At 63.8% G+C, this 24,524-nt stretch carries 28 protein-coding genes; 14 read left to right on the forward strand and 14 right to left on the reverse strand.

Annotation, left to right across the window (positions count from 1 at the left end; translation table 11 throughout):
- Window positions 1-86: 86 nt before the first annotated feature.
- The 3 genes from AC3WL2_RS07455 to rpmE all read right to left on the reverse strand — a co-directional run bounded on the left by AC3WL2_RS07455 (window position 87) and on the right by rpmE (window position 2,574).
- The gene (locus AC3WL2_RS07455) at window positions 87-1,355 is read right to left on the reverse strand and encodes a malic enzyme-like NAD(P)-binding protein (RefSeq protein ID WP_046853841.1); all 1,269 of its coding nucleotides are present in this window, start codon (window positions 1,353-1,355) and stop codon (window positions 87-89) included.
- Window positions 1,356-1,534: 179 nt separating this feature from the next.
- Window positions 1,535-2,356, reverse strand: coding sequence for a thermonuclease family protein (locus AC3WL2_RS07460; RefSeq protein ID WP_102681776.1), 822 nt, complete (start codon window positions 2,354-2,356; stop codon window positions 1,535-1,537).
- A 2-nt stretch (window positions 2,357-2,358) separates the two neighbouring features.
- The gene (gene rpmE / locus AC3WL2_RS07465; protein WP_031315083.1) at window positions 2,359-2,574 is read right to left on the reverse strand and encodes a 50S ribosomal protein L31; all 216 of its coding nucleotides are present in this window, start codon (window positions 2,572-2,574) and stop codon (window positions 2,359-2,361) included.
- Between the two features lie 169 nt (window positions 2,575-2,743).
- On the opposite strand from rpmE, the gene AC3WL2_RS07470 reads away from it, so the two are divergent.
- The 3 genes from AC3WL2_RS07470 (at window position 2,744) to AC3WL2_RS07480 (ending at window position 7,536) form a co-directional block, all read left to right on the forward strand.
- Window positions 2,744-4,963: a primosomal protein N' gene (locus AC3WL2_RS07470; protein ID WP_102681777.1), complete on the forward strand. Its 2,220-nt coding sequence runs from the start codon at window positions 2,744-2,746 to the stop codon at window positions 4,961-4,963.
- A gap of 133 nt (window positions 4,964-5,096) precedes the next feature.
- Window positions 5,097-6,833 carry an arginine--tRNA ligase gene (argS, locus tag AC3WL2_RS07475; protein WP_102681778.1) on the forward strand — a complete coding sequence of 579 codons (1,737 nt, stop codon included), beginning with the start codon at window positions 5,097-5,099 and terminating at the stop codon, window positions 6,831-6,833.
- 1 nt (window position 6,834) lies between these two features.
- Window positions 6,835-7,536: an SPOR domain-containing protein gene (locus AC3WL2_RS07480; protein WP_102681779.1), complete on the forward strand. Its 702-nt coding sequence runs from the start codon at window positions 6,835-6,837 to the stop codon at window positions 7,534-7,536.
- Between the two features lie 39 nt (window positions 7,537-7,575).
- Here AC3WL2_RS07480 and AC3WL2_RS07485 read toward each other — a convergent pair whose 3' ends face one another.
- Window positions 7,576-8,001: an NINE protein gene (locus AC3WL2_RS07485; protein WP_102681780.1), complete on the reverse strand. Its 426-nt coding sequence runs from the start codon at window positions 7,999-8,001 to the stop codon at window positions 7,576-7,578.
- 157 nt (window positions 8,002-8,158) lie between these two features.
- Here AC3WL2_RS07485 and AC3WL2_RS07490 point away from each other — a divergent pair, with 157 nt between their 5' ends.
- Window positions 8,159-8,806: a C40 family peptidase gene (locus AC3WL2_RS07490; protein WP_102681781.1), complete on the forward strand. Its 648-nt coding sequence runs from the start codon at window positions 8,159-8,161 to the stop codon at window positions 8,804-8,806.
- Window positions 8,807-8,855: 49 nt separating this feature from the next.
- Here AC3WL2_RS07490 and AC3WL2_RS07495 read toward each other — a convergent pair whose 3' ends face one another.
- Complete coding sequence (locus tag AC3WL2_RS07495) at window positions 8,856-9,848, reverse strand: type IV pilus twitching motility protein PilT (RefSeq protein ID WP_102681782.1); 993 nt, start codon at window positions 9,846-9,848, stop codon at window positions 8,856-8,858.
- Window positions 9,849-9,913: 65 nt separating this feature from the next.
- Here AC3WL2_RS07495 and AC3WL2_RS07500 point away from each other — a divergent pair, with 65 nt between their 5' ends.
- The 9 genes from AC3WL2_RS07500 to AC3WL2_RS07540 all read left to right on the forward strand — a co-directional run bounded on the left by AC3WL2_RS07500 (window position 9,914) and on the right by AC3WL2_RS07540 (window position 16,476).
- Window positions 9,914-10,600 carry a YggS family pyridoxal phosphate-dependent enzyme gene (locus tag AC3WL2_RS07500; protein WP_102681783.1) on the forward strand — a complete coding sequence of 229 codons (687 nt, stop codon included), beginning with the start codon at window positions 9,914-9,916 and terminating at the stop codon, window positions 10,598-10,600.
- Between the two features lie 39 nt (window positions 10,601-10,639).
- Complete coding sequence (gene proC / locus AC3WL2_RS07505) at window positions 10,640-11,458, forward strand: pyrroline-5-carboxylate reductase (RefSeq protein WP_102681784.1); 819 nt, start codon at window positions 10,640-10,642, stop codon at window positions 11,456-11,458.
- A gap of 10 nt (window positions 11,459-11,468) precedes the next feature.
- The gene (locus tag AC3WL2_RS07510) at window positions 11,469-12,059 is read left to right on the forward strand and encodes a YggT family protein (protein ID WP_023630880.1); all 591 of its coding nucleotides are present in this window, start codon (window positions 11,469-11,471) and stop codon (window positions 12,057-12,059) included.
- Between the two features lie 88 nt (window positions 12,060-12,147).
- Complete coding sequence (metX, locus tag AC3WL2_RS07515) at window positions 12,148-13,287, forward strand: homoserine O-succinyltransferase MetX (protein WP_094011022.1); 1,140 nt, start codon at window positions 12,148-12,150, stop codon at window positions 13,285-13,287.
- 7 nt (window positions 13,288-13,294) lie between these two features.
- On the forward strand, window positions 13,295-13,915 hold the full coding sequence (gene metW, locus AC3WL2_RS07520; protein WP_023630879.1) for a methionine biosynthesis protein MetW: 621 nt from the start codon (window positions 13,295-13,297) through the stop codon (window positions 13,913-13,915).
- Between the two features lie 22 nt (window positions 13,916-13,937).
- Window positions 13,938-14,372: a DUF4426 domain-containing protein gene (locus tag AC3WL2_RS07525; protein WP_023630878.1), complete on the forward strand. Its 435-nt coding sequence runs from the start codon at window positions 13,938-13,940 to the stop codon at window positions 14,370-14,372.
- Window positions 14,369-14,965, forward strand: coding sequence for an RdgB/HAM1 family non-canonical purine NTP pyrophosphatase (gene rdgB, locus AC3WL2_RS07530; RefSeq protein WP_038706972.1), 597 nt, complete (start codon window positions 14,369-14,371; stop codon window positions 14,963-14,965). The genes AC3WL2_RS07525 and rdgB overlap by 4 nt, the downstream gene beginning before the upstream one ends.
- Complete coding sequence (gene hemW / locus AC3WL2_RS07535) at window positions 14,962-16,140, forward strand: radical SAM family heme chaperone HemW (protein ID WP_023629905.1); 1,179 nt, start codon at window positions 14,962-14,964, stop codon at window positions 16,138-16,140. The genes rdgB and hemW overlap by 4 nt, the downstream gene beginning before the upstream one ends.
- A 9-nt stretch (window positions 16,141-16,149) precedes the next feature.
- Window positions 16,150-16,476: a DUF3392 family protein gene (locus tag AC3WL2_RS07540; protein WP_011531731.1), complete on the forward strand. Its 327-nt coding sequence runs from the start codon at window positions 16,150-16,152 to the stop codon at window positions 16,474-16,476.
- A 78-nt stretch (window positions 16,477-16,554) separates the two neighbouring features.
- Here AC3WL2_RS07540 and AC3WL2_RS07545 read toward each other — a convergent pair whose 3' ends face one another.
- From AC3WL2_RS07545 to AC3WL2_RS07565, 5 genes are all read right to left on the reverse strand, one after another.
- Window positions 16,555-16,716, reverse strand: a complete 162-nt coding sequence (locus AC3WL2_RS07545) for a hypothetical protein (protein ID WP_158247497.1) — start codon at window positions 16,714-16,716, stop codon at window positions 16,555-16,557.
- A 378-nt stretch (window positions 16,717-17,094) separates the two neighbouring features.
- Window positions 17,095-17,817 (reverse strand): tRNA (guanosine(46)-N7)-methyltransferase TrmB, encoded by a 723-nt coding sequence (gene trmB, locus AC3WL2_RS07550; protein WP_102681785.1) that lies wholly within the window; start codon window positions 17,815-17,817, stop codon window positions 17,095-17,097.
- A 9-nt stretch (window positions 17,818-17,826) separates the two neighbouring features.
- On the reverse strand, window positions 17,827-18,639 hold the full coding sequence (locus AC3WL2_RS07555; protein ID WP_046853827.1) for a thiazole synthase: 813 nt from the start codon (window positions 18,637-18,639) through the stop codon (window positions 17,827-17,829).
- A gap of 53 nt (window positions 18,640-18,692) precedes the next feature.
- Entirely contained in the window at window positions 18,693-18,893 is a 201-nt protein-coding gene (gene thiS / locus AC3WL2_RS07560; protein WP_038707614.1) for a sulfur carrier protein ThiS, read from the reverse strand.
- Between the two features lie 103 nt (window positions 18,894-18,996).
- Window positions 18,997-19,368, reverse strand: a complete 372-nt coding sequence (locus AC3WL2_RS07565) for a DUF423 domain-containing protein (protein WP_094011016.1) — start codon at window positions 19,366-19,368, stop codon at window positions 18,997-18,999.
- Window positions 19,369-19,432: 64 nt separating this feature from the next.
- Between AC3WL2_RS07565 and mtgA the strand changes: the two genes are divergently transcribed.
- Complete coding sequence (gene mtgA / locus AC3WL2_RS07570) at window positions 19,433-20,143, forward strand: monofunctional biosynthetic peptidoglycan transglycosylase (protein WP_102681786.1); 711 nt, start codon at window positions 19,433-19,435, stop codon at window positions 20,141-20,143.
- 92 nt (window positions 20,144-20,235) lie between these two features.
- On the opposite strand, the gene rpoH is transcribed toward mtgA, so the two are convergent.
- From rpoH to ftsY, 4 genes are all read right to left on the reverse strand, one after another.
- Window positions 20,236-21,090 carry an RNA polymerase sigma factor RpoH gene (gene rpoH, locus AC3WL2_RS07575; protein ID WP_023630664.1) on the reverse strand — a complete coding sequence of 285 codons (855 nt, stop codon included), beginning with the start codon at window positions 21,088-21,090 and terminating at the stop codon, window positions 20,236-20,238.
- 111 nt (window positions 21,091-21,201) lie between these two features.
- Window positions 21,202-22,230 (reverse strand): permease-like cell division protein FtsX, encoded by a 1,029-nt coding sequence (gene ftsX / locus AC3WL2_RS07580; RefSeq protein WP_102681787.1) that lies wholly within the window; start codon window positions 22,228-22,230, stop codon window positions 21,202-21,204.
- Window positions 22,227-22,898 (reverse strand): cell division ATP-binding protein FtsE, encoded by a 672-nt coding sequence (gene ftsE, locus AC3WL2_RS07585; RefSeq protein ID WP_011531723.1) that lies wholly within the window; start codon window positions 22,896-22,898, stop codon window positions 22,227-22,229. The genes ftsX and ftsE overlap by 4 nt, the downstream gene beginning before the upstream one ends.
- The gene (gene ftsY, locus AC3WL2_RS07590; RefSeq protein WP_102690660.1) at window positions 22,895-24,391 is read right to left on the reverse strand and encodes a signal recognition particle-docking protein FtsY; all 1,497 of its coding nucleotides are present in this window, start codon (window positions 24,389-24,391) and stop codon (window positions 22,895-22,897) included. The genes ftsE and ftsY overlap by 4 nt, the downstream gene beginning before the upstream one ends.
- Between the last annotated feature and the right edge of the window lie 133 nt (window positions 24,392-24,524).

Genomic DNA, 24,524 nt, shown 5'->3' on the forward strand with positions numbered 1-24,524 from the left:
ACGGACAGGTCTCGCGATGTTTTCCGCGCCCAACAAAAAGCCCCGACTCTTGCGAGCCGGGGCTTTTTCATGACGCTACGACTGGATCAGCCGTTGAACACGTCATCCACGCTCTTGAGCGGGTAGTGCTTCGGATACGGCAGAGTGGCCACACCGGACTCGATGGCGGCCTTGGCCACGGCATCGGAAACCACGGTGATCAGGCGGGCATCCAGCGGCTTCGGAATGATGTACTCACGGCCGAACTCCAGGGCTTGCACGCCATAGGCTTCGCACACTTCCTTCGGCACCGGCAGCTTGGCCAGGTCCTTCAGGGCGATGGCGGCAGCGATCTTCATCTCTTCGTTGATACGCTTGGCGCGAACGTCCAGGGCACCACGGAAGATGAACGGGAAGCCCAGTACGTTGTTGACCTGGTTCGGGTAGTCGGAACGACCGGTGGCCATGATCACGTCGCTGCGGGTGGCGTGAGCCAGCTCCGGGGCGATTTCCGGGTCCGGGTTCGAGCAGGCGAACACGATCGGGTTGGCGGCCATCGACTTCAGGCCTTCGGCGCTCAGCAGGTTCGGGCCGGACAAGCCGACGAACACGTCTGCGCCGTCCAGGGCATCAGCCAGGGTGCGCTTGTCGGTGGCGTGGGCGAACTGGGCCTTGTACTGGTTCAGGTCGTCGCGGCCAGCGTGGATCACGCCGCTGCGGTCGATCATGAAGATGTTCTCGACCTTGGCACCCATGCTCACCAGCAGTTTCATGCAGGAGATGGCCGCGGCACCGGCGCCCAGGCAGACGATCTTGGCGTCTTCGAGCTTCTTGCCGGCGATTTCCAGGGCGTTGATCATGCCGGCCGCGGTAACGATCGCGGTGCCGTGCTGGTCATCGTGGAAGACCGGAATGTCGCACTGCTCGATCAGCGTGCGCTCGATCTCGAAGCACTCAGGTGCCTTGATGTCTTCCAGGTTGATGCCGCCGAAGGTGATGGAGATGCGGCGAACGGTGTCGATGAAGGCTTGCGGGCTCTCCGACTCGACTTCGATATCGAACACGTCGATACCGGCGAAACGCTTGAACAGAACACCCTTGCCTTCCATGACCGGCTTGGAGGCCAGCGGGCCGAGATCACCCAGACCGAGGATGGCGGTGCCATCGGAGATCACCGCAACCAGGTTGCCCTTGCCGGTGTACTTGTAGGCCAGCTCCGGATCACGGCCGATCTCGCGCACAGGCTCGGCGACACCCGGGCTGTAGGCCAGGGCGAGGTCACGGGCGGTGGCGGTTGGCTTGGAGAGCTCGACGCTCAGTTTCCCCGGACGAGGCTGAGCGTGGTATTCGAGAGCGGCGGTTTTCAGGTCTGACATGATGGGCATTCCGCTATTTACTGTTCTGACGGACCGCCGAGGATACGCAAAGAGCCGGGGGGCGACAAGACTGCCCGGTCACTATGTGTCAAGGCCTTTGGCCTACGACTTTACGCTATAACCCACGGGGCTTACGGGAGCCAGTGTGTACAATCCAATAGCAAAATGTCTACAACTATTTAGCCAGAAACAAGCGCCAACATGCTCGGATCGGTCAATGGCAACAGCCAGCGTCGCTGCCCAGGCTTGAGCCCGCCCTTGCGGGAACGATCCAGCACCCAGCCACGCGCCTCGACCTGGCGTCCCTTGAGGTTAGCGAAGAAGCTGGCGGGGAAGTGGCGCTGCAGACGAGCGGGAACCTGCAGGACCACGTTCTCGTCAAGCTCCAGCCAGATGCCGCTGCGATTACGCTCGATCCCGTTGATCCTGCCGCCGATCACCGCGAATCCGGATTGCCGCACCTCGCGCCCAGGCGTGACCGGTGATTGTCTCCACAGCCCTGCCCTGGCCTGGCGTGCCTGATGCTCGGCCTGCTGCTGGCAGCCCGACAGCTGCACGTTGGGTGCAATGGCCACCTGGTAGCCCAGGCCCTCGCTGAGCAGTTGTGCTTCCAGATTGTTGCCAGTGCGGCCATAGATATGCGCCAGGATACGGCCGTACTTGTCCTTGGGTTCGACGCCCGGAACCAGCCCGACACGGCCATCGCTGGCCTTCACCAGCGCCTGCAGGCGCTTTTTGGCAGCCTCGGCATAAGGTTCGCTGGAGCGCCCCTTGCGGCCGATTTCGGGGGCGTTGATACCGATCAACCGCACGCTGCGCCCATCGCTCAGGCGCAAGGTGTCGCCATCGACCACGTGACGTACCGCCACCGCTTGCACCCTGTCGGGCCTCGGGCAGAAGGCCAGGGCCGGGAAATGCCAGATCGCGGCCACAAAAAAGGCGCCCACAAGGGGCGCCTTCTTTTGCAACAGCGCGAACCCCGAAGGCTTCGCCATGTGCATGATTACTTCTTGGCACCGAACATGCCGAAGCGATCGGCGAACTTCTGTACGCGGCCGCCGGTGTCCAGGACTTTCTGCTTACCGGTGTAGAACGGGTGGCACAGGTTGCAAACGTCGATTGCCAGGACGCTGCCCATGGTCGAACGAGTTTCAAACTTGTTGCCGCAGCTGCAGGTGACTGCAACTACTTCGTAGTTCGGATGAATATCTGCTTTCATGGTCACTTCCTCGAGCTGCGTGCCGCCACCCAACACCTATTGTTGAATACCGCACGTAATTAGGCGGCGAATAATACCAGAGAGCGGCCGTAGCGCAAGTTGTCGCTTGCACCGACCGTCGTCTGCTAGGCTCGCCTGATTTGTGAAACGCCCTCCAGAGACCTTCCGCGTGTCCGACGTCATTCTGCGCCTTGCCCTGCCCTCGCCCCTGCGTCGCCTGTTCGACTACCGGGCACCCGCGAGCATGGCACGCCAGGCACTGACGCCCGGCATGCGCATCCGCGTGCCGTTCGGCCGCCGCGAGATGATCGGGGTGCTGGTAGAAGTCGCCGAGCACAGCGAAGTGCCTGCCGACAAGCTCAAGCCAGCCAGCGCCCTGCTCGACCCTGTCTCACCCCTGCCGCCGGCATTGTTCAAGCTGTGCCTGTGGACGGCCCAGTACTACCAGCACAGCCTGGGCGACACCCTCAACTGGGCCCTACCGACGCTGCTGCGCCAGGGCGAACCGGCCGAGGCACGCCAGGAACGCTTCTGGCATGTCGCGCCCGGTGCGCGCCTGGAAGACCCCCGCATCGCCCGTGCCCCGCGCCAGCGCGACGCCCTCAAGACCCTGTCGCAGCACCCCCACGGCGTGGCCCACAGCCTGTTGAGCAAGCTTGGCCTGAACAAAGACAGCCTCGACCTGCTGCTGGCCAAGGAGATGGTGGAAGTCGAAGTACGCCGCCACCTGCCGGCCGCGCGCCACGAGCACTGGCTGGCCCAACCGGAACTACCGCTCAACGAAGAACAGCGCGCTGCTTTCGAGGCTGTGCGCTCGGGCTTCGGTGCCTTCCATGCCTACCTGTTGGCCGGCGTCACCGGTAGCGGCAAGACCGAGGTCTACCTGCAGCTGATCCGCGAAACGCTCGAGGCCGGCAAGCAGGCCCTGATCCTGATCCCCGAGATCAATCTCGGCCCGCAGACCCTGCAACGCTTCGAGCAGCGCTTCAACGCGCGCATCGCCCTGCTGCATTCTGCGGTGGGCGATCGCGAGCGCCTGGACGCCTGGCTGGCGGCACGTGATGGCGATGCGGACATCATCATCGGCACCCGTTCGGCGCTGTTCACCCCGATGAAGAACCCGGGCCTGATCATCATCGACGAAGAGCACGACGGCTCCTATAAACAGCAGGAAGGCCTGCGCTACCACGCCCGCGACCTGGCCGTGGTGCGTGCGCACCAGGAGAACATCCCGATCCTGCTGGGCTCGGCCACACCGTCGCTGGAAAGCCTGCACAACGCCCACAGTGGCCGCTACGGCCTGCTGCGCATGAACCAGCGCGCCGGCGACGCCAAGGCGCCCCGCTTCCTGCGCCTGGACGTACGCAGCCTGCCACTGGACAGCGGCATCAGCGGCCCGTTGCAGCAGGCCATCCGCCAGACACTCGAGGCCGGCCAGCAGGTGCTGGTGTTCCTCAACCGCCGCGGCTTCGCCCCCACATTGCTGTGCCACGACTGCGGCTGGCTCTCCGAATGCCCACGTTGCGATGCGCGCATGACCGTGCACCAGCGCTCCGCCGTGCTGCGCTGCCACCATTGCGGCTACGACGAGCGCCTGCCGCTGCAGTGCCCGCAATGCGCCCACGTCGACCTGCGTCCCGTGGGCGCCGGTACCGAGCGTGCCGAGGAGCGTCTGAAGGTGCTGTTCCCGGATTACCCGATCCTGCGTGTGGACCGCGACAGCACCTCGCGCAAGGACGCCATGCACAACCTGTTCGCCACTATCCAGCGTGGTCAGCCGAGCATCCTGGTCGGCACCCAGATGCTGGCCAAGGGGCATCATTTCCCTCGCGTCACCCTGGTCGCGATCCTCGATGCCGACGGCGGGCTGTTCTCCGGCGACTTTCGCGCCGGCGAACACATGGCCCAGCTGATCGTCCAGGTGGCCGGCAGGGCCGGGCGCGCCGAGGAACCGGGCAAAGTCATCGTGCAGACCCACCTGGCAGACCACCCGTTACTGGTGCAGTTGACCGAACAGGGCTACTTCGCCTTTGCCGAACAGGCCTTGAGCGAGCGCCGTGCGGCCGGACTGCCGCCGTTCGCCCACCTGGCACTGCTGCGCGCCGACGCGCACAAGCCGGGCCAGGCGGAAGGCTTCCTTGACGAAGCCTGCGCCGCTGCCGAGCGCATACTTGCCGAGCAGGGCCTGCACGGCATCGAGTTGCTCGGCCCGGTGCCGGCCCCCATGGAGCGACGGGCGGGCAGATTCCGTGCGCAACTATTGCTCCAGGCCAATGCCCGTGCCCCCCTGCATCGACTGATCAGTGCCTGGTTGCTAGTGTTGGAGCAGATGCCATCGGGGCGGCAAGTGCGCTGGTCGCTGGACGTCGATCCGGTCGACCTTTACTGACTGTTTGAGGTTTGGCGTAGGAGCGGGCTCGCCCCAAAAGGTTGGCAACCCGCCCCCGGCAACGGATAATGCCCAGTTTTTCCACCTGCGCATCGAAGCGCTCCACCGCGCTTGCGGTCGAAAAGAGAACCCCATGAAAGACACCATTCGCCAGCTGATCCAGCAAGCCCTCACCCAACTCGTCGCCGACGGTGTGCTGCCTGAAGGGCTGACGCCGGCGATCCAGGTGGAAAACGCCCGGGACAAGACCCACGGCGATTTCGCCAGCAACATCGCCATGATGTTGGCCAAGCCGGCCGGCATGAAGCCGCGCGACCTGGCCGAGAAGATCATCGCCGCCCTGCCGGCCAGCGCCGACATAAGCAAGGCCGAGATCGCCGGCCCCGGCTTCCTCAATTTCTTCCAGAACACCGAAGCGCTGGCAGGCCGCCTCGACGCTGCCCTGGCCGATGGCCATCTGGGCGTGCGCAAGGCCGGCCCGGCGGAAAAGGTGGTGATCGACATGTCGGCACCGAACCTGGCGAAGGAGATGCACGTCGGCCACCTGCGTTCGACCATCATCGGCGACAGCGTTGCACGGGTACTGGAGTTCCTCGGTGACGACGTCATCCGCCAGAACCACGTGGGTGACTGGGGTACCCAGTTCGGCATGCTCATGGCCTACCTCCAGGAAAACCCGATCACCAGTGACGAGCTGTCGGATCTGGAGAACTTCTACCGCGCGGCGAAGAAACGCTTCGACGAGTCCGAAGAGTTCGCCACCCGCGCCCGCGGGCTGGTGGTCAAGCTGCAGGCCGGTGATCCCGAGTGCCTGGCGCTGTGGACGCGCTTCAAGGACATCTCCCTGTCGCACTGCCAGAAGACCTACGAATTGCTCAACGTCAAGCTGACCATGGCCGACGTGATGGGTGAGAGCGCCTACAACGACGACCTGGCCAACGTGGTCGCCGACCTCAAGGCCAAGGGTCTGCTGGTCGAGGACCAAGGCGCCCAATGCGTGTTCCTCGAAGAGTTCAAGAATGCCGAAGGCGAGCCACTGCCGGTGATCGTGCAGAAGGCCGATGGCGGCTATCTGTACGCCACCACCGACCTGGCCGCCGTGCGCTACCGCAGCAACAAGCTGCAGGCCGACCGCGCCCTGTACTTCGTCGACCAGCGCCAGGCCCTGCACTTCAACCAGGTGTTCGAAGTGGCCCGCCGCGCAGGTTTTGTCGGCCACCCGATGAAGATGGAACACATGGGCTTCGGCACCATGAACGGCGCCGATGGCCGCCCGTTCAAGACCCGCGATGGCGGTACCGTCAAGCTGATCGACCTGCTCACCGAGGCCAAGGACCGCGCCTATGCGCTGGTCAAGGAGAAGAACCCGTCGCTGGCCGAGGACGAGCTGCGCCACATCGGTGAAGTGGTCGGCATCGGCGCGGTCAAGTACGCCGACCTGTCGAAGCACCGCACCAGCGACTACAGCTTCAACTTCGAACTGATGTTGAACTTCGAGGGCAACACCGCGCCGTACCTGCTGTACGCCTACACCCGCGTGGCCGGCGTGTTCCGCAAGCTCGGCAAGGGCTTCGACAAAGTCGATGGCAGCATCGTCCTGCAGGCAGCGCACGAGCAGGACCTGGCCGCGCGCCTGGCGCAGTTCGGCGAAATCCTCAATAACGTCGCCGAAAAAGGCACGCCTCACGTGCTGTGCACCTACCTGTACGACCTCGCCGGCCTGTTCTCCAGCTTCTACGAGAACTGCCCGATCCTTTCTGCCGAAACCGCCGAACAACAGCAAAGCCGCCTGCGCCTGGCTGCCCTGACCGGTCGCACCCTCAAGCAGGGCCTGGAGCTGCTTGGCCTGGAAACCCTGGAGCGCATGTAAGTTGGCTGCAAAGAAAAAGCCCGCGCCCAAGCGCGGCGCCAGCCGCCACCAGCCACCCGCCAAACAGCCGATCCCCGGCTGGGTGTGGCTGGCGGTCGGCCTGACCGTGGGGGCGTTCATCGTCTTCCTGATGAAACTCGAGCCCGGTGGCGCTGATATCAAGCGCACCAAGCCCGAGCAACATAAGCAGGAGAAAGTCGCCGAAGCGAGCAAGACCACCACACCGACGCCCCAGCAACCAGTGAAGCCGAAGTATGACTTCTACACCCTGCTGCCGGAGTCGGAAGTGATCGTGCCGCCCGAGGCCGTGCCGGAGAAAACCCCGCCGGTGCCGGCGCAACCGCCCGTGCCAAGCACGCCGGTCACCCCTGCGGAAGCGGCGAAGATCGACACCGCCCGCGCCCAGGCCGCGCTGCTGGGCCAGACACCGCCACCGGCACCACCGGTGATCAAGCCAGCGGCCACGACCCAGTTCTTCCTGCAGGCCGGATCGTTCCGCAAGCAGGCCGATGCCGACAAGGTCCGTGCGCAGATCATCCTGCTTGGCCAGGCGGTCAAGGTTGAGTCGGGCACGGTGAAGGAAGAGACCTGGTACCGCGTGATGGTCGGCCCGTTCAGCAACCGCGAACAGTTGACCGTGGCGCAGAAACAACTGGCCGGGGCAGGTTTCAGCAACCTGCTGCTGCAACAGCGGCGTCAGTAATGAAAAAGGCCTTGCCGCTCGTAGCGACAAGGCCTTTTTTCATACCCGGCGACGCTCGGCGTTGACCTGGGAAATCTGGCTGTTGAGCGTCCAGAAGTCATACAGCACGCCCAACAGGAACAACCCGCCGGTGAACAGGTAGATCAGCGCGCTGATCCACTTGCCCTGATACAGCCGATGCACGCCGAAGATGCCGAGGAAGGTCAGGAGTATCCACGCCAGGTTGTAGTCCACGCCGCCCGACTCGAAACGCATGTCGGCCTCACGGTCCATCGAAGGGATCAGGAACAGGTCGATCAGCCAGCCGATGCCCAGCAGGCCCAGGGTGAAGAACCAGAGGGTTCCGGTGATCGGTTTGCCATAGTAGAAGCGGTGCGAGCCGGTAAAGCCGAAGATCCACAGCAGGTAGCCGAGAACTTTGCTATGGGTGTCGTGCGAGGGGGCACCCTGTTGATAACCATTCATTCGAAGCCCTCGTGGGATAGCCGAAAATTTTCTAAGGAAAAATGTGACTTTTTCGTTTTGACCCGACATATGGTACGTGCTTGAGCGACCAACGGATCAGAATCTGATCAAAAAGCTGTTATAAAGTTGCGCGCCAACACTTATAAGAGCTTCATCTATGCCACCTTTTATCAAGACATGGCTGACCCTCTGCCTTTTGTTACCCCTGGCCGCCCACGCCACTAACCGTGAGCAACGACTTCCCAGCGGATTCACCGGCTATACGACCAACGCCGATGCCACGGTGAAACGCACCCCGATCCAGTATCGCAGCAGTTCCGTGCGCGCTCGCCCGGCCAACGCCGCCAAGCAGCAACAAGCTGTGGGCATGCAGGCCGTGGCCATGTCACCCAAACAGAGCAGCGAAGTGCTCAGCCGCGCCGTGAACGTACTGGGTACGCCCTATCGCTGGGGCGGCAGCAGCCCGAAGAAGGGCTTCGATTGCAGCGGCCTGGTCAAGTACGCGTTCAACGATGTGGCCGATGTCGACCTGCCGCGCACCTCCAACGCGATGGCTCAGGGCCAGGGCGTCAAGGTGGCCAAGAGCGATCTCAAGCCGGGCGACCTGATCTTCTTCAACATCAAGAGTCGCCGGGTCAATCACGTAGCCATCTACCTGGGCAACGATCGCTTCATCCACGCGCCACGCACTGGCAAGCGAGTGAGTATCGACAGCCTGGAAAAACCCTATTGGCAAAAGCACTACGTGGTCGCCAAGCGCGTCCTGCCCAAAAACCAGCAGACGCTGGCCCTGGCCAAGCGCTAGACCGTCAATCGCGGACTTGCTCCGCGATTGCCCCCAGCAGGCAGCAGTGCTAATCAACCAGCCCTTTCTGCCTGAGCGCCTGCATCGCCCCTTCCATCGTCCGCATTCCCAGCGCCGCACCCGCCTGCATCACCGACTGCAGCTGTGCCATGCGCCCCTCGCGAATCAGGTTGCGCACCGCCGGCGTCGCTATCAGCACCTCCCGTGCCGCGACCCTGCCGCCGCCCACCCGCCTGACCAGCACCTGAGCCACCACCAGGCGCAGTGATTCGGCCAGCATCATGCGCACCAGCGGCTTCTCGTCGGCCGCGAACACCTCCACCAGCCGGTCGATGCTGCTCACCGCCGAGCGGGTGTGCACCGTTGCCAGCACCAGGTGCCCGGTTTCTGCCGCGCGCAACGCCAGACGGATACTCTCCAGATCACGCAACTCACCCACCATGATCACATCCGGGTCCTGGCGCAGGGCACTGCGCAGCCCTTGGGCTAAGTCACGGCTGTGCACGCCGATCTCCCGCTGGTTGACCAGGCAAGCCTGGCCGCTGTGGATAAATTCGATAGGGTCTTCAAGGGTGATGACCTGTAACGCGCGTTCGCGATTGATCTGATCGAGCAGCGCCGCCAGGGTGCTGGACTTGCCGCTACCCGTCGGCCCGCCCACCAGCACCAGGCCATCCCGGCATTGCGCAACGGTTTGATACACATCGTTCAGCTCAAGTTCATCGAGGCTGGGAGCCCGCGCAGGGATCAGCCGCACGCTTGCGCCCAGCCCATTGCGCTGGCGGAACAGGTTCAAGCGCAGCCGCCCCACGCCGGGCAAGCTCAGCGCCAGGTCCAGTTCATCACCGCTTAGCCATTGCCGCCGCTGCCGGTCATCGAGCAGGCCGGCCATTCCCTGCTCCAGAGCTGCGCAGGTCAGCACCGGCACCGCCAGGCGCTGCAGCTCGCCATCCAGGCGCAGCAACGGCGGCTCGCCCACGGCCAGGTGCAGATCGCTGGCGCCCTCGGCCACGGCCCGGCCCAGCAGGTCGGTCACATCCATGAGACTCCCCAACGGCGATCAAGCAGGTAGAATGCCGCAGACCCCAAAGCCGTCGGCGACGAACCATGTCCACCCTAGCAGACAATATTTCCGTCATTGCCCGCCGCATCGACAGCGCGGCCCGGGCCGCCGGGCGTGACCCGGCCAGCGTGCAGCTGCTGGCGGTGAGCAAGACCAAGCCCGCCAGCGCCATCCGCGAGGCTCATGCCGCTGGCCTGTGCCACATGGGTGAGAACTACCTTCAGGAAGCCCTGACAAAACAACAGGCGCTTTCCGACCTGCCCTTGATCTGGCACTTCATCGGCCCCATTCAGTCGAACAAGACCAAGGCCATCACCGAGCACTTCGACTGGGTACATTCCGTGGACCGCCTGAAGATTGCCCAACGCCTCTCGGAGCAGCGCCCCGCCGAGCTGCCACCGCTGAACATCTGCCTGCAGGTGAATGTCAGCGGCGAGGCCAGCAAGTCCGGTTGCTCGCCCGCCGAACTGCCAGCCCTGGCCCAGGCCGTGAACGTCCTGCCCGGCCTTCGCCTGCGCGGGTTGATGGCGATCCCGGAACCTACCGAGGACCGCGCCGAGCAAGAGGCCGCTTTCGCCACGCTGCGTGAACTGCAGGCCCAGCTCGGCCTCGGCCTGGACACCCTGTCCATGGGCATGAGCCATGACCTGGAAGCCGCCATCGCCCAAGGCGCGACCTGGGTCCGCATCGGTACCGCCTTGTTCGGCGCCCGCGACTACGGCCAGGCCTGATTCCATGCTTAACTCACTCTTCCCCCACAAGGACCCGACATGAGCAAGACTCGTATTGCCTTTATCGGCGCCGGCAACATGGCCGCCAGCCTGATCGGCGGCCTGCGCGCCCAGGGCCTGGACACCGCACTGATTCGCGCCAGCGACCCAGGTGCCGAAACCCGCGCACGCATCACTGCCGAGCACGGCATCGAAGCCTTCGAAGACAACGCCAAGGCTATCGATGGCGTGGACGTGATCGTCCTGGCAGTCAAACCGCAAGTCATGAAAGCGGTCTGCGAAACACTGAAGCCGAACCTGAAACCGGGCCAGCTGGTGGTTTCCATTGCCGCCGGCATCACCTGCGCCAGCCTGCAGGCCTGGCTGGGCGCGATCCCCCTGGTACGCTGCATGCCGAACACCCCGGCGCTGCTGCGTCAGGGTGTCAGCGGCTTGTACGCAACCCGGGAAGTTTCCATGGAACAACGCCGCCAGGCCGAACAGCTGCTGTCAGCCGTGGGCACCGCCCTGTGGCTGGAGCACGAACAGCAACTGGACGCCGTCACAGCCGTCTCCGGTAGTGGCCCGGCGTATTTCTTCCTGCTGATCGAAGCCATGACCACTGCCGGCGAAAAACTCGGCCTGCCGCGCGAGACCGCCTCGCAACTGACCCTGCAGACCGCCCTGGGCGCCGCCCGCATGGCGGTTTCCAGCGACGTCGACGCCGCCGAGCTGCGTCGGCGCGTGACCTCGCCGGCCGGCACCACGGAAGCGGCGATCAAATCGTTCCAGGCCAACGGCTTCGAGGCCATCGTCGAACAGGCCCTGCAGGCCGCGGCGAAACGCTCGGCCGAGCTGGCCGAGAAACTGGGCAAATAAGGAGCTTTTGATGAATGCACTGTCCGGCGCCGCGATCTTCGTGGTGCAAACCCTGGTCAGCCTGTACCTGGTGATCGTCCTGCTGCGTTTCGTGCTGCAGCTGGTCAAGGCCGACTTCTACAACCCGCTGAGCCAGTTCGCCGTGCGCGCCACCCAGCCACTGCTCAAGCCGCTGCGCCGCGTGGTCCCCAGCATCGCTGGCCTGGATACCTCCTCGCTGCTGCTGTCGATCATCATCCAGGCGCTGCTGATGGCCTTCGTGCTGATGGTCACCTACGGCACCTTCGGCGACGTCCTGCACCTGCTGATGTGGTCGATCCTGGGCATCACCTCGCTGTTCCTGAAAATCTTCTGGGTGGCCATGATCGTCATGGTGATCGTCTCCTGGGTAGCCCCGAACAGCCATAACCCTGCTGCAGAACTGGCCTACCAGATCAGCGAACCGGTGCTGGCGCCGTTCCGCCGCCTGGTGCCGAACCTCGGCGGCATGGACATTTCGCCGATCTTCGCCTTCATCGCCATCCAGGTGATCCAGTCGTTCCTCATGCCCCAGCTGGCAGCCTACGCCGGCATGCCGCAAGAGCTGTGGCGGATGATCTGACCCACCCTGCATCCAGCGGCAAGCCTTTGCTTGCCGCTGGGGGTAGCGCTCTTTAGACTTACGCCTCCGTCAAGCGTGAGCAGGGTCGATGTCCACTGTCCTTCCCGAAGATTCCGTCGGTCTGGTAACACCGCAGATCGCCCGGTTCGATGAACCGCTGGCCCTGGCCTGTGGCCGCGCCCTGGCCTCGTACGAGCTGATCTACGAAACCTATGGCACCCTCAACAGCAGCGCCAGCAATGCCGTGCTGATCTGCCATGCGCTGTCCGGCCACCATCATGCCGCTGGCTACCATGCCGCCACCGACCGCAAGCCGGGCTGGTGGGACAGCTGCATCGGCCCCGGCAAGCCGATCGACACCAACCGCTTCTTCGTGGTCAGCCTGAACAACCTCGGCGGTTGCAATGGCAGCACCGGCCCCAGCAGCCTCAACCCAGCCACCGGCAAGCCCTACGGTGCCGATTTCCCGGTGCTGACCGTGGAAGACTGGGTGCACAGCCAGGCGCGCCTGGCCGATCGCCTGGGGATCCATACCTGGGCCGCCATCGTCGGCGGCAGCCTGGGTGGCATGCAGGCGCTGCAATGGACCATCACCTACCCGGATCGGGTGCGCCATTGCGTGGACATCGCCTCGGCGCCCAAGCTGTCGGCGCAGAACATCGCCTTCAACGAAGTGGCGCGCCAGGCTATCCTCACCGACCCCGAGTTCCACGGCGGCTCGTTCCAGGACCAGGGCGTGATCCCCAAGCGCGGCCTGATGCTGGCGCGCATGGTCGGCCACATCACCTACCTGTCCGACGACTCGATGGGCGAGAAGTTCGGCCGAGAGCTCAAGAGCGACAAGCTCAACTACGACTTCCACAGCGTCGAATTCCAGGTCGAGAGCTACCTGCGCTACCAGGGCGAGGAGTTCTCCGGGCGCTTCGACGCCAACACCTACCTGCTGATGACCAAGGCACTGGACTATTACGACCCGGCCGCCGCCCACGGCGGTGACCTGGCGGCGACCCTGGCACATGTGACGGCGGACTACTGCATCATGTCGTTCACCACCGACTGGCGCTTCTCGCCGGCCCGTTCGCGGGAGATCGTCGACGCCCTGATGGCCGCGCGCAAGAACGTCTGCTACCTGGACATCGACTCGCCTTACGGCCACGACGCCTTCCTCATCCCGACCCCCCGCTACATGCAGGGCTTCGCCAACTACATGAACCGCATCGCCGTCTGAGGATCCCATGAGAGCCGACCTGGAAATCATCCAAGACTGGATCCCCGCCGGCAGCCGGGTACTCGACCTGGGCTGCGGCAACGGCGAACTGCTGGCCTCGCTGCGCGAGCGCAAGAACGTCACCGGCTACGGCCTGGAGATCGACCCCGACAACATCGCCGCCTGCGTGGCCAAGGGCGTCAACGTGATCGAGCAGGACCTGGACAAGGGCCTGGGCAACTTCGCCAGCAACAGCTTCGACGTGGTGGTCATGACCCAGGCCCTGCAGGCCGTGGAATACCCTGACCGGATCCTCGACGAAATGCTGCGGGTGGGCCGCCAGTGCATCATCACCTTCCCCAACTTCGGCCACTGGCGCTGCCGCTGGTACCTGGCGACCAAGGGTCGCATGCCGGTCTCGGACTTCATGCCGTATACCTGGTACAACACACCGAACATCCACTTCTGCACCTTCGAGGACTTCGAGAACCTGTGCCATGAGCGCAAGGCCAAGGTCCTCGACCGCCTCGCCGTCGACCACCTGCACCGTAACGGGTTGGGTGGGCGGCTTTGGCCTAATCTTCTAGGTGAGATCGGTATCTATCGGGTCAGCAGCCCGGGCCTGCAGGAGCATCAGCTCGCGGTCTGACCCTCAACGGAGGAATGGCATCATGCGTCGACTAGCACTGTTTCTGATCAGCCTGTGCCTGGCCTTGCCGGTACTGGCTGCCGATGCCGCCAGGCCCGAGCGCAAGGAAGTGTTCGGTGATGTGACGGTCCACTACAGCGCCTTCACCTCAAGCATGCTGCAACCCGACATAGCTGCCGCCACGGGCCTGACCCGCAGCAAGAACCAGGGCGTGCTCAACATCGCCGTGCTCAAGGCCGGCAAACCCGCGATGGCGGTAGTCAGCGGCACAGTGAAAGATCTCACCGGGCGCAGCAGTCCGTTGTCGTTCAAGCAGATTACCGATCAGGGTGCGGTGTACTACATCGCACAGTTCAAGATCGACCAGGCCGAGACCGTCACCTTCGACCTCAACGTCGAGACCGGCGGCGTCAGCAATAAACTCAGCTTCAACCAGGAAGTGTTCCCAGGCGAATGATGAATTTCCAGCAACTCGTATTGGCCAGCCATAACGCCGGCAAACTCAAGGAACTGCAGGCCATGCTCGGCGAGTCCGTGAACCTGCGCTCGATTGGTGAATTCAGCCAGGTTGAGCCGGAGGAGACCGGCCTGTCGTTCGTCGAGAACGCCATCCTCAAGGCGCGCAACGCCGCCCGCATCTCCGGCCTGCCGGCGCTGGCCGACGATTCGGGCCTGGCAGTGGACTTCCTCGGCGGCGCGCCGGGTATCTACTCGGCGCGCTATGCCGACGGCAAGGGCGACGCGGCGAACAACGCCAAGCTGCTCGATGCGCTCAAGGATGTGCCTGAAGACCAGCGCGGCGCGCAGTTCGTCTGCGTTCTGGCCCTGGTGCGGCACGCCGACGACCCACTGCCGATCCTCTGCGAAGGCCTGTGGCACGGCAGTATCCTGTTCGAGGCCAGCGGCGAACACGGCTTCGGCTACGACCCGCTGTTCTGGGTGCCGGAGCGCAAGTGCTCCAGCGCCGACCTGACCCCTGTCGACAAGAACCAGCTCAGCCACCGCGCCCGCGCCATGGCCCTGCTGCGTCAGCGTCTGGGCCTGGCATGAGCGAAAAGCTGTTGCTACAGCCGGCGGGCCTGATCCTTCCCGAACTCCCGCCGCTGTCGCTTTATATCCATATTCCCTGGTGCGTGCGCAAATGCCCGTACTGCGACTTCAACTCGCACCAGGCCGGCCCGACCCTGCCGGAAGCCGAGTACATCGACGCCCTGCTCGCCGACCTAGACCAGGAAATGCATGCCGTGCAGGGCCGTCCGATCAGCACGATCTTCTTCGGCGGTGGCACCCCGAGCCTGTTCAGCGCCGACGCGCTTGGGCGCCTGCTGCGCGGTATCGAGCAACGCATCCCGTTCGCCCCGGACATCGAGATCACCCTCGAGGCCAACCCGGGTACCTTCGAGCAGGAGAAGTTCAAGGCCTACCGCCAGACCGGCATCAATCGGCTGTCCATCGGCGTACAGAGCTTCCAGCCCGCCAAGCTCGAAAGACTCGGGCGCATCCACAATGGCGCCGAAGCGGTGCGCGCCGCCGATATGGCCCGCGCCGCGGGCTTCGACAACTTCAACATGGACCTGATGCACGGCTTGCCAGACCAGTCGCTCGACGACGCCCTGGGCGACCTGCGCCAGGCCATCGAACTGGCGCCGACGCACCTGTCCTGGTACCAGCTGACGGTAGAACCCAACACGGTGTTCTGGAACCAGCCGCCTGAGCTGCCCGAGGACGACATCCTCTGGGATATCCAGGAAGCCGGCCAGGCGCTGATGGCCGACCACGGTTACCGCCAGTATGAAGTCTCGGCCTACGCCCAAGCCGGTCGTGCTGCGCGGCACAACCTGAACTACTGGCGCTTCGGCGACTTCATCGGCATCGGTGCCGGCGCCCATGGCAAGCTGTCGTTCCCGGACGGGCGCATCCTGCGTACCTGGAAGACCCGCCTGCCCAAGGACTACCTAAACCCGTCCAAGCCGTTCAAGGCCGGCGAAAAGCTGTTGCCGGCCGATGAGCTACCCTTCGAGTTCCTGATGAACGCGCTGCGCCTCACCGACGGCGTGGAGGCCGAGCTGTTCAACCTGCGTACCGGCCTGCCCCTTGCACAACTGGCCGAAGCCCGCCGTGAAGCCGAACAAAAAGGCCTTTTGCGGGTCGAACCGGATCGGCTGGCCGCCACGCCGCGCGGCCAGCTGTTCCTCAACGACCTGCTGCAGTACTTCTTGAATTAAGGATGACCCATGGACCTGGTACTTGACCTGCTCTCGACCGTTTCCCGCTGGAGCCGCAGCAACCTCTCGGAGATTTCGCTGGCCCTGGTGGGCTGCCTGCTGGTGCTGTTCGGCACCGATATCAAAGGCTGGGTCGAGGGGCGCCTGGGCGGCCTGGCCGGCGCCCTGCGCGTGCCGTTCATGGCACTGCTGGTGATGATCGGCAGCGGTGCGGCGCTGATCTATGCGACGCCGTGGATCGTCAAGGGGCTGGGGCAGTTCAACAACTATGCGCTGGCGCCGGTGCTGCTGGTGGTGCTGGTTTTGATCGGCGTGGTCGCTGATCGGCGGGGGTGAGCGTCCACTAAAAGCCGCCCTGGCGGGCCAGGGCGGCTTCTCACCCGACTAACCCCTTAATGGGCATCGTCGAAGTGATCACGCAGGAAGTCCCTGACGGTCCTGAAAACGATCAGGATCCGAATGAACTTCCAGACGCGGCTCAGCGTATTCAGCAAACGCTTCATATGCCTTGGCCTCCGTGTTGGCTGGGCCATTCTTCCAGCGTCTAACCGGCACTTCGACACCTTCGGAGAGCATGTGACTGTCTCCAGTGAAGTGGCCAGGTTGGTGGCCCTTCGATAAATATCACCGGCGCGAGTCGTAGGTCACGTCGAAGGGGCCGAGAAGGCGTTTGGGCTCCCGGCCCGTCACCGGATGAATCACATGCGAGCAAATCGATCTTACGTGAACCTCTTTACCAGATCTGTTACCTGTCCTGTCACACGTAATGCCGGATATTTCCTTGGTTGACCTGTATTCGAGGCCATCCTAAGATCCAGTTGTGACTGTCTCCAGTGATGTTCGTGGGCTAGGCTTCGTAACCCGAGGCCCACATAAAAAAACCGCCCTTCTCAAGGCGGTTTTTTTGTACCTGCAATTTCGCAGGTTCGAAGGGATGCACGGAACGAACCCGGCTCAGCTCACCTTCTCGAACTTCAGATCCCACACCCCATGCCCAAGGCGCTCACCGCGACGCTCGAACTTGGTGATCGGACGTTCTTCCGGGCGTGGCACGTAGGTACCATCAGCCGCTTGGTTGCGATAGCCGGGCGCTGCGCTCATCACTTCCAGCATGTACTCGGCATAGGGCTCCCAGTCGGTCGCCATGTGGAACACGCCACTGGGCTTGAGTTTGCGGCGCACCAGCTCGGCGAACTCCAGCTGAACGATCCGACGCTTGTGGTGACGCGCCTTGTGCCACGGATCGGGGAAGAACAGCATTAGACGGTCAAGGCTGTTGTCCGCCACGCAGCGGTTGAGCACTTCGATGGCATCGCAGTCGTACACCCGCAGGTTCTTCAGCCCCTGTGTCAGCACGCCATTGAGCAGCGCGCCGACACCCGGGCGGTGCACTTCGACACCAATGAAGTCCAGCTCAGGCGATGCGGCAGCCATTTCCAGCAGCGAGTGGCCCATGCCGAAGCCGATCTCCAGGGTGCGCGGTGCCGAACGGCCGAACACCTGGTCATAGTCCACCGGGCTGTCGGCCAGCGGCAGGATGAACTGCGGGCCGCCCTGGTCCAGGCCGCGCTGCTGGCCTTCGGTCATGCGCCCAGCGCGCATCACGAAGCTCTTGATACGGCGGTGCGGGCGGGTTTCGCCGTCTTCGGAGATCGGCGTTTCTTGCGATTCAGTCATCAGGGGCTCTTACTTGATCAGACCATCCAGCGGCGAAGAGGCGCTGGCATAGAGTTTTTTCGGCATGCGACCGGCCAGGTAGGCCATGCGACCGGCAACGATGGCGTGTTTCATGGCTTCGGCCATCAGTACGGGCTGCTGGGCATGGGCGATGGCCGAGTTCATCAGCACCGCTTCGCAACCCATTTCCATGGCGATGGTGGCGTCGGAGGCGGTACCAACGCCGGCATCGACCAGCACCGGCACCTTGGATTCCTCCAGGATGATCTGCAGGTTGTACGGGTTGCAGATGCCAAGGCCGGTGCCGATCAGGCCGGCCAGCGGCATGACGGCGATGCAGCCGGCTTCGGCCAGCTGGCGGGCGATGATCGGGTCATCGCTGGTGTAGACCATCACGTCGAAACCTTCCTTGACCAGCACTTCGGCGGCCTTGAGGGTTTCGATCACATTGGGGAACAGGGTTTTCTGGTCGGCCAGCACTTCCAGCTTCACCAGCGTCCTGGACTCATGGGACTTGCGGCCATCGAGCAGTTCACGGGCCAGGCGGCAGGTGCGCACCGCTTCCGTCGCATCGAAGCAACCGGCGGTATTCGGCAGGATGGTGTACTTGTCTGGCGACAGCACGTCGAGCAGGTTCGGCTCACCCGCGTTCTGGCCCAGGTTGGTACGGCGCACGGCGACGGTGACGATCTCGGCACCCGAGGCCTCGGTGGCCAGGCGGGTTTCTTCCATGTCCCGGTACTTGCCGGTGCCGACCAGCAGGCGCGACTGGAAAGTGCGCCCGGCCAGGATGAAGGGCTTGTCGCTGCGAACGTTGCTCATCGTTGTTCCTCAGGGAAGATTGCGGGACTTTGCTGGCGAGGTTTCAAGGGCGGTTAGCCGCCACCGATGGCGTGGACCACCTCGACCTGGTCGCCGTCCTTGAGCTGCGTGCTCTCATGCTGACTGCGCGGCACGATGTCCAGGTTCAGTTCCACCGCCACCCGGCGGCCAGCCAGCTCCAGCCGGCCCAGCAGCGCCGCGACGCTCTCGCCCGCGGGCAGTTCGTAAGGTTCACCGTTCAGTTGAATGCGCATGCGCACGGCCACCATTGTTCTTTGGGGGCCCGCATTCTAGCCCCGATCCGCCCTGCAACCCAAGGGCGACACACGCCATTAGTCGCGATTGTGGACCGACCGGTCAGCCCAGCCGCCAGGCGGCCAACCCCAGGCAAAGCCAGCCAGCAAGGAAGCACAGGCCGCCCAGCGGGGTGATCATGCCGAGCTTGCCCAGGCCGCTGAGCGTGAGGGCGTAGAGGCTACCGGAGAACAGCAGGATACCCACGGCGAACAAGCCACCTGCCCAGCCAACCAGGCGCCCGGGCAAGTGCGCCGACAGCACCGCCACGCCCAGTATCGCCAGGGCATGCACCAGTTGGTAGGTGACACCGGTATGGAAGATCGCCAGGTAGTCGGCGCTGAGACGGTTTTTCAAGCCATGGGCGGCGAAAGCGCCGAGGGCGACGCCGGTAAAGCCGAAGAACGCGGCGAGCATCAGGAAGCTGCGAAGCATGGGACGACTCCTCGGGAGGGGTCTGTATAATGGCCCGTTCCAACGGTCCGGCCAAGCCATCACCATGCTGTCATCCCTTCTTCGCCGCCTTTCCCGCGTCCTGCTCTGGTTCGCTGCTGGCAGCATCGCCGTGGTCCTGGTGTTGCGCTGGGTGCCGCCGCCCGGCACCGCGCTGATGGTCGAGCGCAAGGTGCAGTCATGGGCCAGCGGCGAGCCGATCGACCTGCAACGTGACTGGACGCCGTGGGAGGAAATCTCCGACGAGCTCAAGGTGGCGGTCATCGCCGGCGAAGACCAGAAGTTCGCCAGCCACTGGGGCTTCGATATCCCTGCGATCCAGGCGGCGCTGGCTTACAACGAGCGTGGCGGCAAAGTGCGTGGCGCCAGCACGCTGACCCAGCAGGTGGCCAAGAACCTGTTCCTGTGGTCCGGGCGCAGTTGGCTGCGCAAGGGGCTGGAAGCCTGGTTCACCGCCCTTATCGAGTTGTTCTGGTCGAAGGAACGGATACTCGAGGTGTATCTGAACAGTGCCGAATGGGGCAAGGGCGTGTTCGGTGCCCAGGCGGCGGCGCGTTATCACTTCGGCGTGGATGCCAGCCGCCTGACGCGACAACAGGCCGCACAGCTCGCGGCCGTGCTGCCAAGCCCGATCAAGTGGAGTGCCAGCCGCCCCAGCGCCTATGTGGCAAGCCGTGCGGGGTGGATCCGCCGGCAGATGAGCCAGTTGGGCGGGCCGAGCTACCTGATGCAGCTGGATGCTTCGCGCAGGCGTTAAAGCCCGCTCCCACGCCCCAGTCAGCTTCAACACACAAAAAAGCCGCTGCCTCTTCCGAGAGCAGCGGCTTTTCAATCCAGCCAGGGCGCCGATCAGATCGTGATCAATGCCTTGACCTTGTTCATCGCGTTCTTCTCCAGCTGGCGAATACGCTCGGCCGACACACTGTACTTCTCTGCCAGCTCATGCAGCGTGGCCTTTTCTTCGGCCAGCCAACGCTGGTAGAGGATGTCGCGGCTGCGATCGTCCAGGCCCTGCAGCGCTTCATGCAGGTTGCTGGTGGAGTTGTCGCTCCAGTCAGCGTCCTCCAGCTGCACGGCCGGGTTGTAACGGTGGTCTTCCAGGTAGTGCGCAGGCGACTGGAAGGCGCTGTCGTCGTCGGCTTCCGCCGCCGGATCGAAGGCCATGTCCTGGCCGCTCAAGCGGCTTTCCATCTCGCGCACTTCACGCGGCTCGACACCCAGGCTCTCGGCAACGCGATGCACTTCGTCATTGTTCAACCAGGCCAGGCGTTTCTTCTGGCTGCGCAGGTTGAAGAACAGCTTGCGCTGGGCCTTGGTGGTGGCCACCTTGACGATGCGCCAGTTGCGCAGGATGAACTCGTGGATCTCGGCCTTGATCCAGTGCACGGCGAAGGACACCAGACGCACGCCCATTTCCGGGTTGAAGCGCTTTACCGCCTTCATCAGGCCAACGTTGCCTTCTTGGATCAGGTCGGCCTGGGCCAGCCCGTAGCCCGCATAGCTACGCGCGATGTGTACGACGAAACGCAGGTGGGCCATCACCATTTGCCGAGCGGCCTCGAGATCCTGCTCGTAATAGAGACGCTCGGCCAGTTCACGCTCCTGCTCCGGCGTCAGCAAGGGGATGCTGTTGACCGTGTGCACATAGGCTTCCAGGTTTGCACCGGGAACCAGGGCATAGGCAGGTTGCAACGAATTGGTCATTCAAGTACCTCCGGCTTACAGACTCATGCCTTTTGGGCACTGCCAGCATAGACAAGGAACCGTTGTACAAGTTCCAGAATGAAAAATTTGTCAATACTGGCCATGAAACATTTATCGCGGTGCAAGCTCGTTCAGGTGACGAGCGACTGCGATCCATGCACCGATATACCCCAACAGTACCGCCCCGATCAAGAGTGAAAGTCCATCCGAGGCTGGTACGCCACCCAGGGCGAAATCACTGCCATACAGGCCGGAAAGCCCGACCACCGCGTCGTTCAGCCAGTTCAGGCCGAACGCCAGGATGCCCCAGGCCAGCACGCCCGCACCCAGTCCATACAGGGCACCCATGTACAGGAAAGGGCGCCGTACGTAGCTGTCGGTGCCACCGACGAGCTTGATCACTTCGATCTCGACCCGGCGGTTTTCGATATGTAGACGAATTGTGTTACCGATTACTAACAGCAGCGCGGAAATCAGCATCACCGCCAGGCCGAAGACGAACCGGTCACCCAGCTTGAGAATCGCCGCCAGGCGCTCGACCCATACCAGGTCCAGCTGCGCCGTTTCCACGCGAGGTAGCTCGGAGAGGCGCTGACGCAAGGCTTCCAGGGCTGGCTTGTCGACCTCGGTCGGGGTCACCACCACCACGCCGGGCAGTGGGTTGTCCGGCAGTTCACGCAGCGCCTCGCCCAGGCCCGACTGTTGCTGGAACTCTTCCAGCGCCTGCTCGCGGCTGACGTACTGCGCCTCGGCGACGCCGGGCATGCCCTTGATCTCGTCACGCAGGGCCTCGCCATCGCGGCTGCTGGCATCGAGCTTGAGGTACAGCGAGATCTGCGCCGCGCGCTGCCAGGAGCCGCCGAGTTTCTCGACATTCTTGAGCAACAACGACAGGCCCATGGGCATGCTCAGCGCCACGGCCATCACCAGGCAGGTGAAGAAACTGCCGATCGGCTGCTTGCCCAGGCGGCGCAAACTGTCGGCCAGGCTGGCACGGTGGCTTTCCAGCCAGGCGTGCAGGAGGCTGCGCAAATCCGGACCATCGTCATCATGATCGCCACGCTTTTTCTTCGATGGCTGCGGATCAGCGGCTTTCGGCGCGACCCGCTCGGAAACCTTTGGTGTACGTGTGGTGCTCATTGCCCGGCCTCCCCATCGCCGATCAAGCGGCCGCGTTGCAGCGTCAGCATGCGGTGGCGCATGCGCGCGATCAGCGCCAGGTCGTGACTGGCGATCAGTACCGTGGTGCCCAGGCGGTTGATGTCCTCGAACACGCCCATGATCTCGGCGGCCAGGCGCGGGTCGAGGTTACCGGTGGGTTCATCCGCCAGCAGCAGGGCCGGCTGATGCACGATGGCCCGGGCAATGCCGACCCGCTGTTGCTGGCCGGTGGACAGGTCGGCCGGGAACAGTTCGCCCTTGTCGCTCAGCGACACACGCTCCAGCGCCGAGTCGACGCGTTTGGCGATCTCGGCCTTGGACAGCCCGAGAATCTGCAACGGCAGGGCGATGTTGTTGAACACCGTGCGGTCAAACAGCAACTGGTGGTTCTGGAACACCACGCCGATCTGCCGGCGCAGGAACGGGATCTGCGCGTTGCTGATCTGGCCCAGGTCCTGCCCGGCCAGCAGCAGCTTGCCGCTGGTCGGACGCTCCATGGCCAGCAGCAGCCGCAGCAGGGTGCTCTTGCCGGCGCCAGAATGACCGGTGACGAACAGGAACTCGCCACGACGCGCCCGGAAGCTCAGTTCGTGCAGGCCGACATGGCCGTTGGGATAGCGCTTGGCTACCTGTTCGAATCGGATCATGAAGGTTCACGCTCGGCGAACAGCGCCTTGACGAAAGGTTCGGCTTCGAAGGTGCGCAGGTCGTCGATACCCTCGCCCACACCGATGAAGCGGATCGGGATGTTGAACTGCTTGGCCAGGGCGAAGATCACGCCGCCCTTGGCGGTACCATCCAGCTTGGTCAGGGCCAGGCCGGTCAGCTCGACGCTCTGGTTGAAATACTTGGCCTGGCTGATGGCGTTCTGCCCGGTACCGGCGTCGAGCACCAGCAGCACCTCGTGCGGCGCCTCGACATCTAGCTTGCCCATGACCCGACGGACCTTCTTCAGCTCTTCCATCAGGTTGTCCTTGGTGTGCAGACGACCAGCGGTATCGGCGATCAGCACATCGACGTTCCGGGCCTTGGCGGCCTGCACCGCATCGAAGATCACCGAAGCCGAGTCGGCACCGGTGTGCTGGGCAATCACCGGGATCTGGTTACGCTCGCCCCACACCTGCAACTGCTCTACCGCGGCGGCGCGGAAGGTGTCGCCGGCCGCGAGCATGACTTTCTTGCCCTCAAGCTGCAGCTTCTTCGCCAGCTTGCCGATGGTGGTGGTCTTGCCAGCCCCGTTCACGCCAACCACAAGGATCACGTAGGGCTTTTTCTGCGCCTCGATCTTCAGCGGCTGCTCGACCGGGCGCAGCAGCGCGGCCAGTTCTTCCTGCAGCGACTTGTACAGCGCATCGGCGTCTGCCAACTGCTTGCGGGCAACTTTCTGGGTCAGGTTCTGGACGATGGTCGAGGTGGCCTCGACGCCGACGTCGGCGGTCAGCAACCGGGTCTCGATTTCATCGAGCAGGTCGTCGTCGATGACCTTCTTGCCGAGGAACAGGCTGGCCATGCCTTCGCCGATGCTGGCGCTGGTTTTCGACAGGCCCTGCTTGAGGCGGGCGAAGAAACCAGGTTTGGCCGGCTCGGCGGCCGCCACGACGACAGGCTCAGGGTCGACTGGAGCCGGCACAACGACCGGGGCGGTTTCGACAACCGGTGCTGGAGCGACAATGGCAGCGGCTACCGTTTGGACGGACGGCCGGGCAGGGATGACGGGCGGCGCCTTGGGTTCCAGGTCCTCGACCAATGCCACCGGCTCTTCAGCGACAGGCAAGACCAGGTTGCTGACCGGGGCCGCAGTTACTTCGACCTCGACCGGTTGCAGCGTTGCAACCACCGGCTCTGGAGCGAGCTCCGGTTGCGGTGCAGCAACCACCGGCTCTGGCACGGGCTCCGGCTGCGGCGCTACAACCACCGGCTCTGGCACGGGCTCCGGCTGCGGCGTGGCAACCACTGGTTCAGGAACAGGTGCCTGCGACGGCTCGGCAGCCGGTGCGGTCTGCTCGACGGGCGCTTGCGGTGCAGGGGCTTGCGGCTGTTCGGCGGCAGTTTGTTCCGGCTTCTTGCGGAACCAGCTGAACAGGCCTTTCTTCTCGCCAGCCGCGGCCGGCGCTTTTTTGTCGTCGTTGGAACCAAACATGGAAGACGGCTATCTCAGGGTAGCGATGGGCCAGCAGCGGCGCATCGGGAATTCTTAACTCACGCAGAACAGACTACTGTGAAGCCAGCGGGTTCATGCGCAACGTTTTGTCGTAAGGGCCTGCAGGCCAGAA

Source organism: Pseudomonas sp. FW305-96 (assembly GCF_058783825.1).

Coding starts and splice junctions, on each gene's coding strand:
- metX (WP_094011022.1), top strand. CDS start 12,148: ATGTCCACTGTCCTTCCCGAAGATTCCGTCGGTCTGGTAACACCGCAG.
- AC3WL2_RS07545 (WP_158247497.1), bottom strand. CDS start 16,716: ATGCTCTCCGAAGGTGTCGAAGTGCCGGTTAGACGCTGGAAGAATGGC.
- AC3WL2_RS07485 (WP_102681780.1), bottom strand. CDS start 8,001: ATGAATGGTTATCAACAGGGTGCCCCCTCGCACGACACCCATAGCAAA.
- trmB (WP_102681785.1), bottom strand. CDS start 17,817: ATGACTGAATCGCAAGAAACGCCGATCTCCGAAGACGGCGAAACCCGC.
- thiS (WP_038707614.1), bottom strand. CDS start 18,893: ATGCGCATTCAACTGAACGGTGAACCTTACGAACTGCCCGCGGGCGAG.
- rpoH (WP_023630664.1), bottom strand. CDS start 21,090: ATGACCAATTCGTTGCAACCTGCCTATGCCCTGGTTCCCGGTGCAAAC.
- AC3WL2_RS07525 (WP_023630878.1), top strand. CDS start 13,938: ATGCGTCGACTAGCACTGTTTCTGATCAGCCTGTGCCTGGCCTTGCCG.
- ftsX (WP_102681787.1), bottom strand. CDS start 22,230: ATGAGCACCACACGTACACCAAAGGTTTCCGAGCGGGTCGCGCCGAAA.
- ftsE (WP_011531723.1), bottom strand. CDS start 22,898: ATGATCCGATTCGAACAGGTAGCCAAGCGCTATCCCAACGGCCATGTC.
- AC3WL2_RS07510 (WP_023630880.1), top strand. CDS start 11,469: ATGAATGCACTGTCCGGCGCCGCGATCTTCGTGGTGCAAACCCTGGTC.
- argS (WP_102681778.1), top strand. CDS start 5,097: ATGAAAGACACCATTCGCCAGCTGATCCAGCAAGCCCTCACCCAACTC.
- mtgA (WP_102681786.1), top strand. CDS start 19,433: ATGCTGTCATCCCTTCTTCGCCGCCTTTCCCGCGTCCTGCTCTGGTTC.
- AC3WL2_RS07490 (WP_102681781.1), top strand. CDS start 8,159: ATGCCACCTTTTATCAAGACATGGCTGACCCTCTGCCTTTTGTTACCC.
- rpmE (WP_031315083.1), bottom strand. CDS start 2,574: ATGAAAGCAGATATTCATCCGAACTACGAAGTAGTTGCAGTCACCTGC.
- AC3WL2_RS07455 (WP_046853841.1), bottom strand. CDS start 1,355: ATGTCAGACCTGAAAACCGCCGCTCTCGAATACCACGCTCAGCCTCGT.
- proC (WP_102681784.1), top strand. CDS start 10,640: ATGAGCAAGACTCGTATTGCCTTTATCGGCGCCGGCAACATGGCCGCC.
- ftsY (WP_102690660.1), bottom strand. CDS start 24,391: ATGTTTGGTTCCAACGACGACAAAAAAGCGCCGGCCGCGGCTGGCGAG.
- AC3WL2_RS07500 (WP_102681783.1), top strand. CDS start 9,914: ATGTCCACCCTAGCAGACAATATTTCCGTCATTGCCCGCCGCATCGAC.
- AC3WL2_RS07555 (WP_046853827.1), bottom strand. CDS start 18,639: ATGAGCAACGTTCGCAGCGACAAGCCCTTCATCCTGGCCGGGCGCACT.
- hemW (WP_023629905.1), top strand. CDS start 14,962: ATGAGCGAAAAGCTGTTGCTACAGCCGGCGGGCCTGATCCTTCCCGAA.
- AC3WL2_RS07495 (WP_102681782.1), bottom strand. CDS start 9,848: ATGGATGTGACCGACCTGCTGGGCCGGGCCGTGGCCGAGGGCGCCAGC.
- metW (WP_023630879.1), top strand. CDS start 13,295: ATGAGAGCCGACCTGGAAATCATCCAAGACTGGATCCCCGCCGGCAGC.
- rdgB (WP_038706972.1), top strand. CDS start 14,369: ATGATGAATTTCCAGCAACTCGTATTGGCCAGCCATAACGCCGGCAAA.
- AC3WL2_RS07540 (WP_011531731.1), top strand. CDS start 16,150: ATGGACCTGGTACTTGACCTGCTCTCGACCGTTTCCCGCTGGAGCCGC.
- AC3WL2_RS07565 (WP_094011016.1), bottom strand. CDS start 19,368: ATGCTTCGCAGCTTCCTGATGCTCGCCGCGTTCTTCGGCTTTACCGGC.
- AC3WL2_RS07460 (WP_102681776.1), bottom strand. CDS start 2,356: ATGCACATGGCGAAGCCTTCGGGGTTCGCGCTGTTGCAAAAGAAGGCG.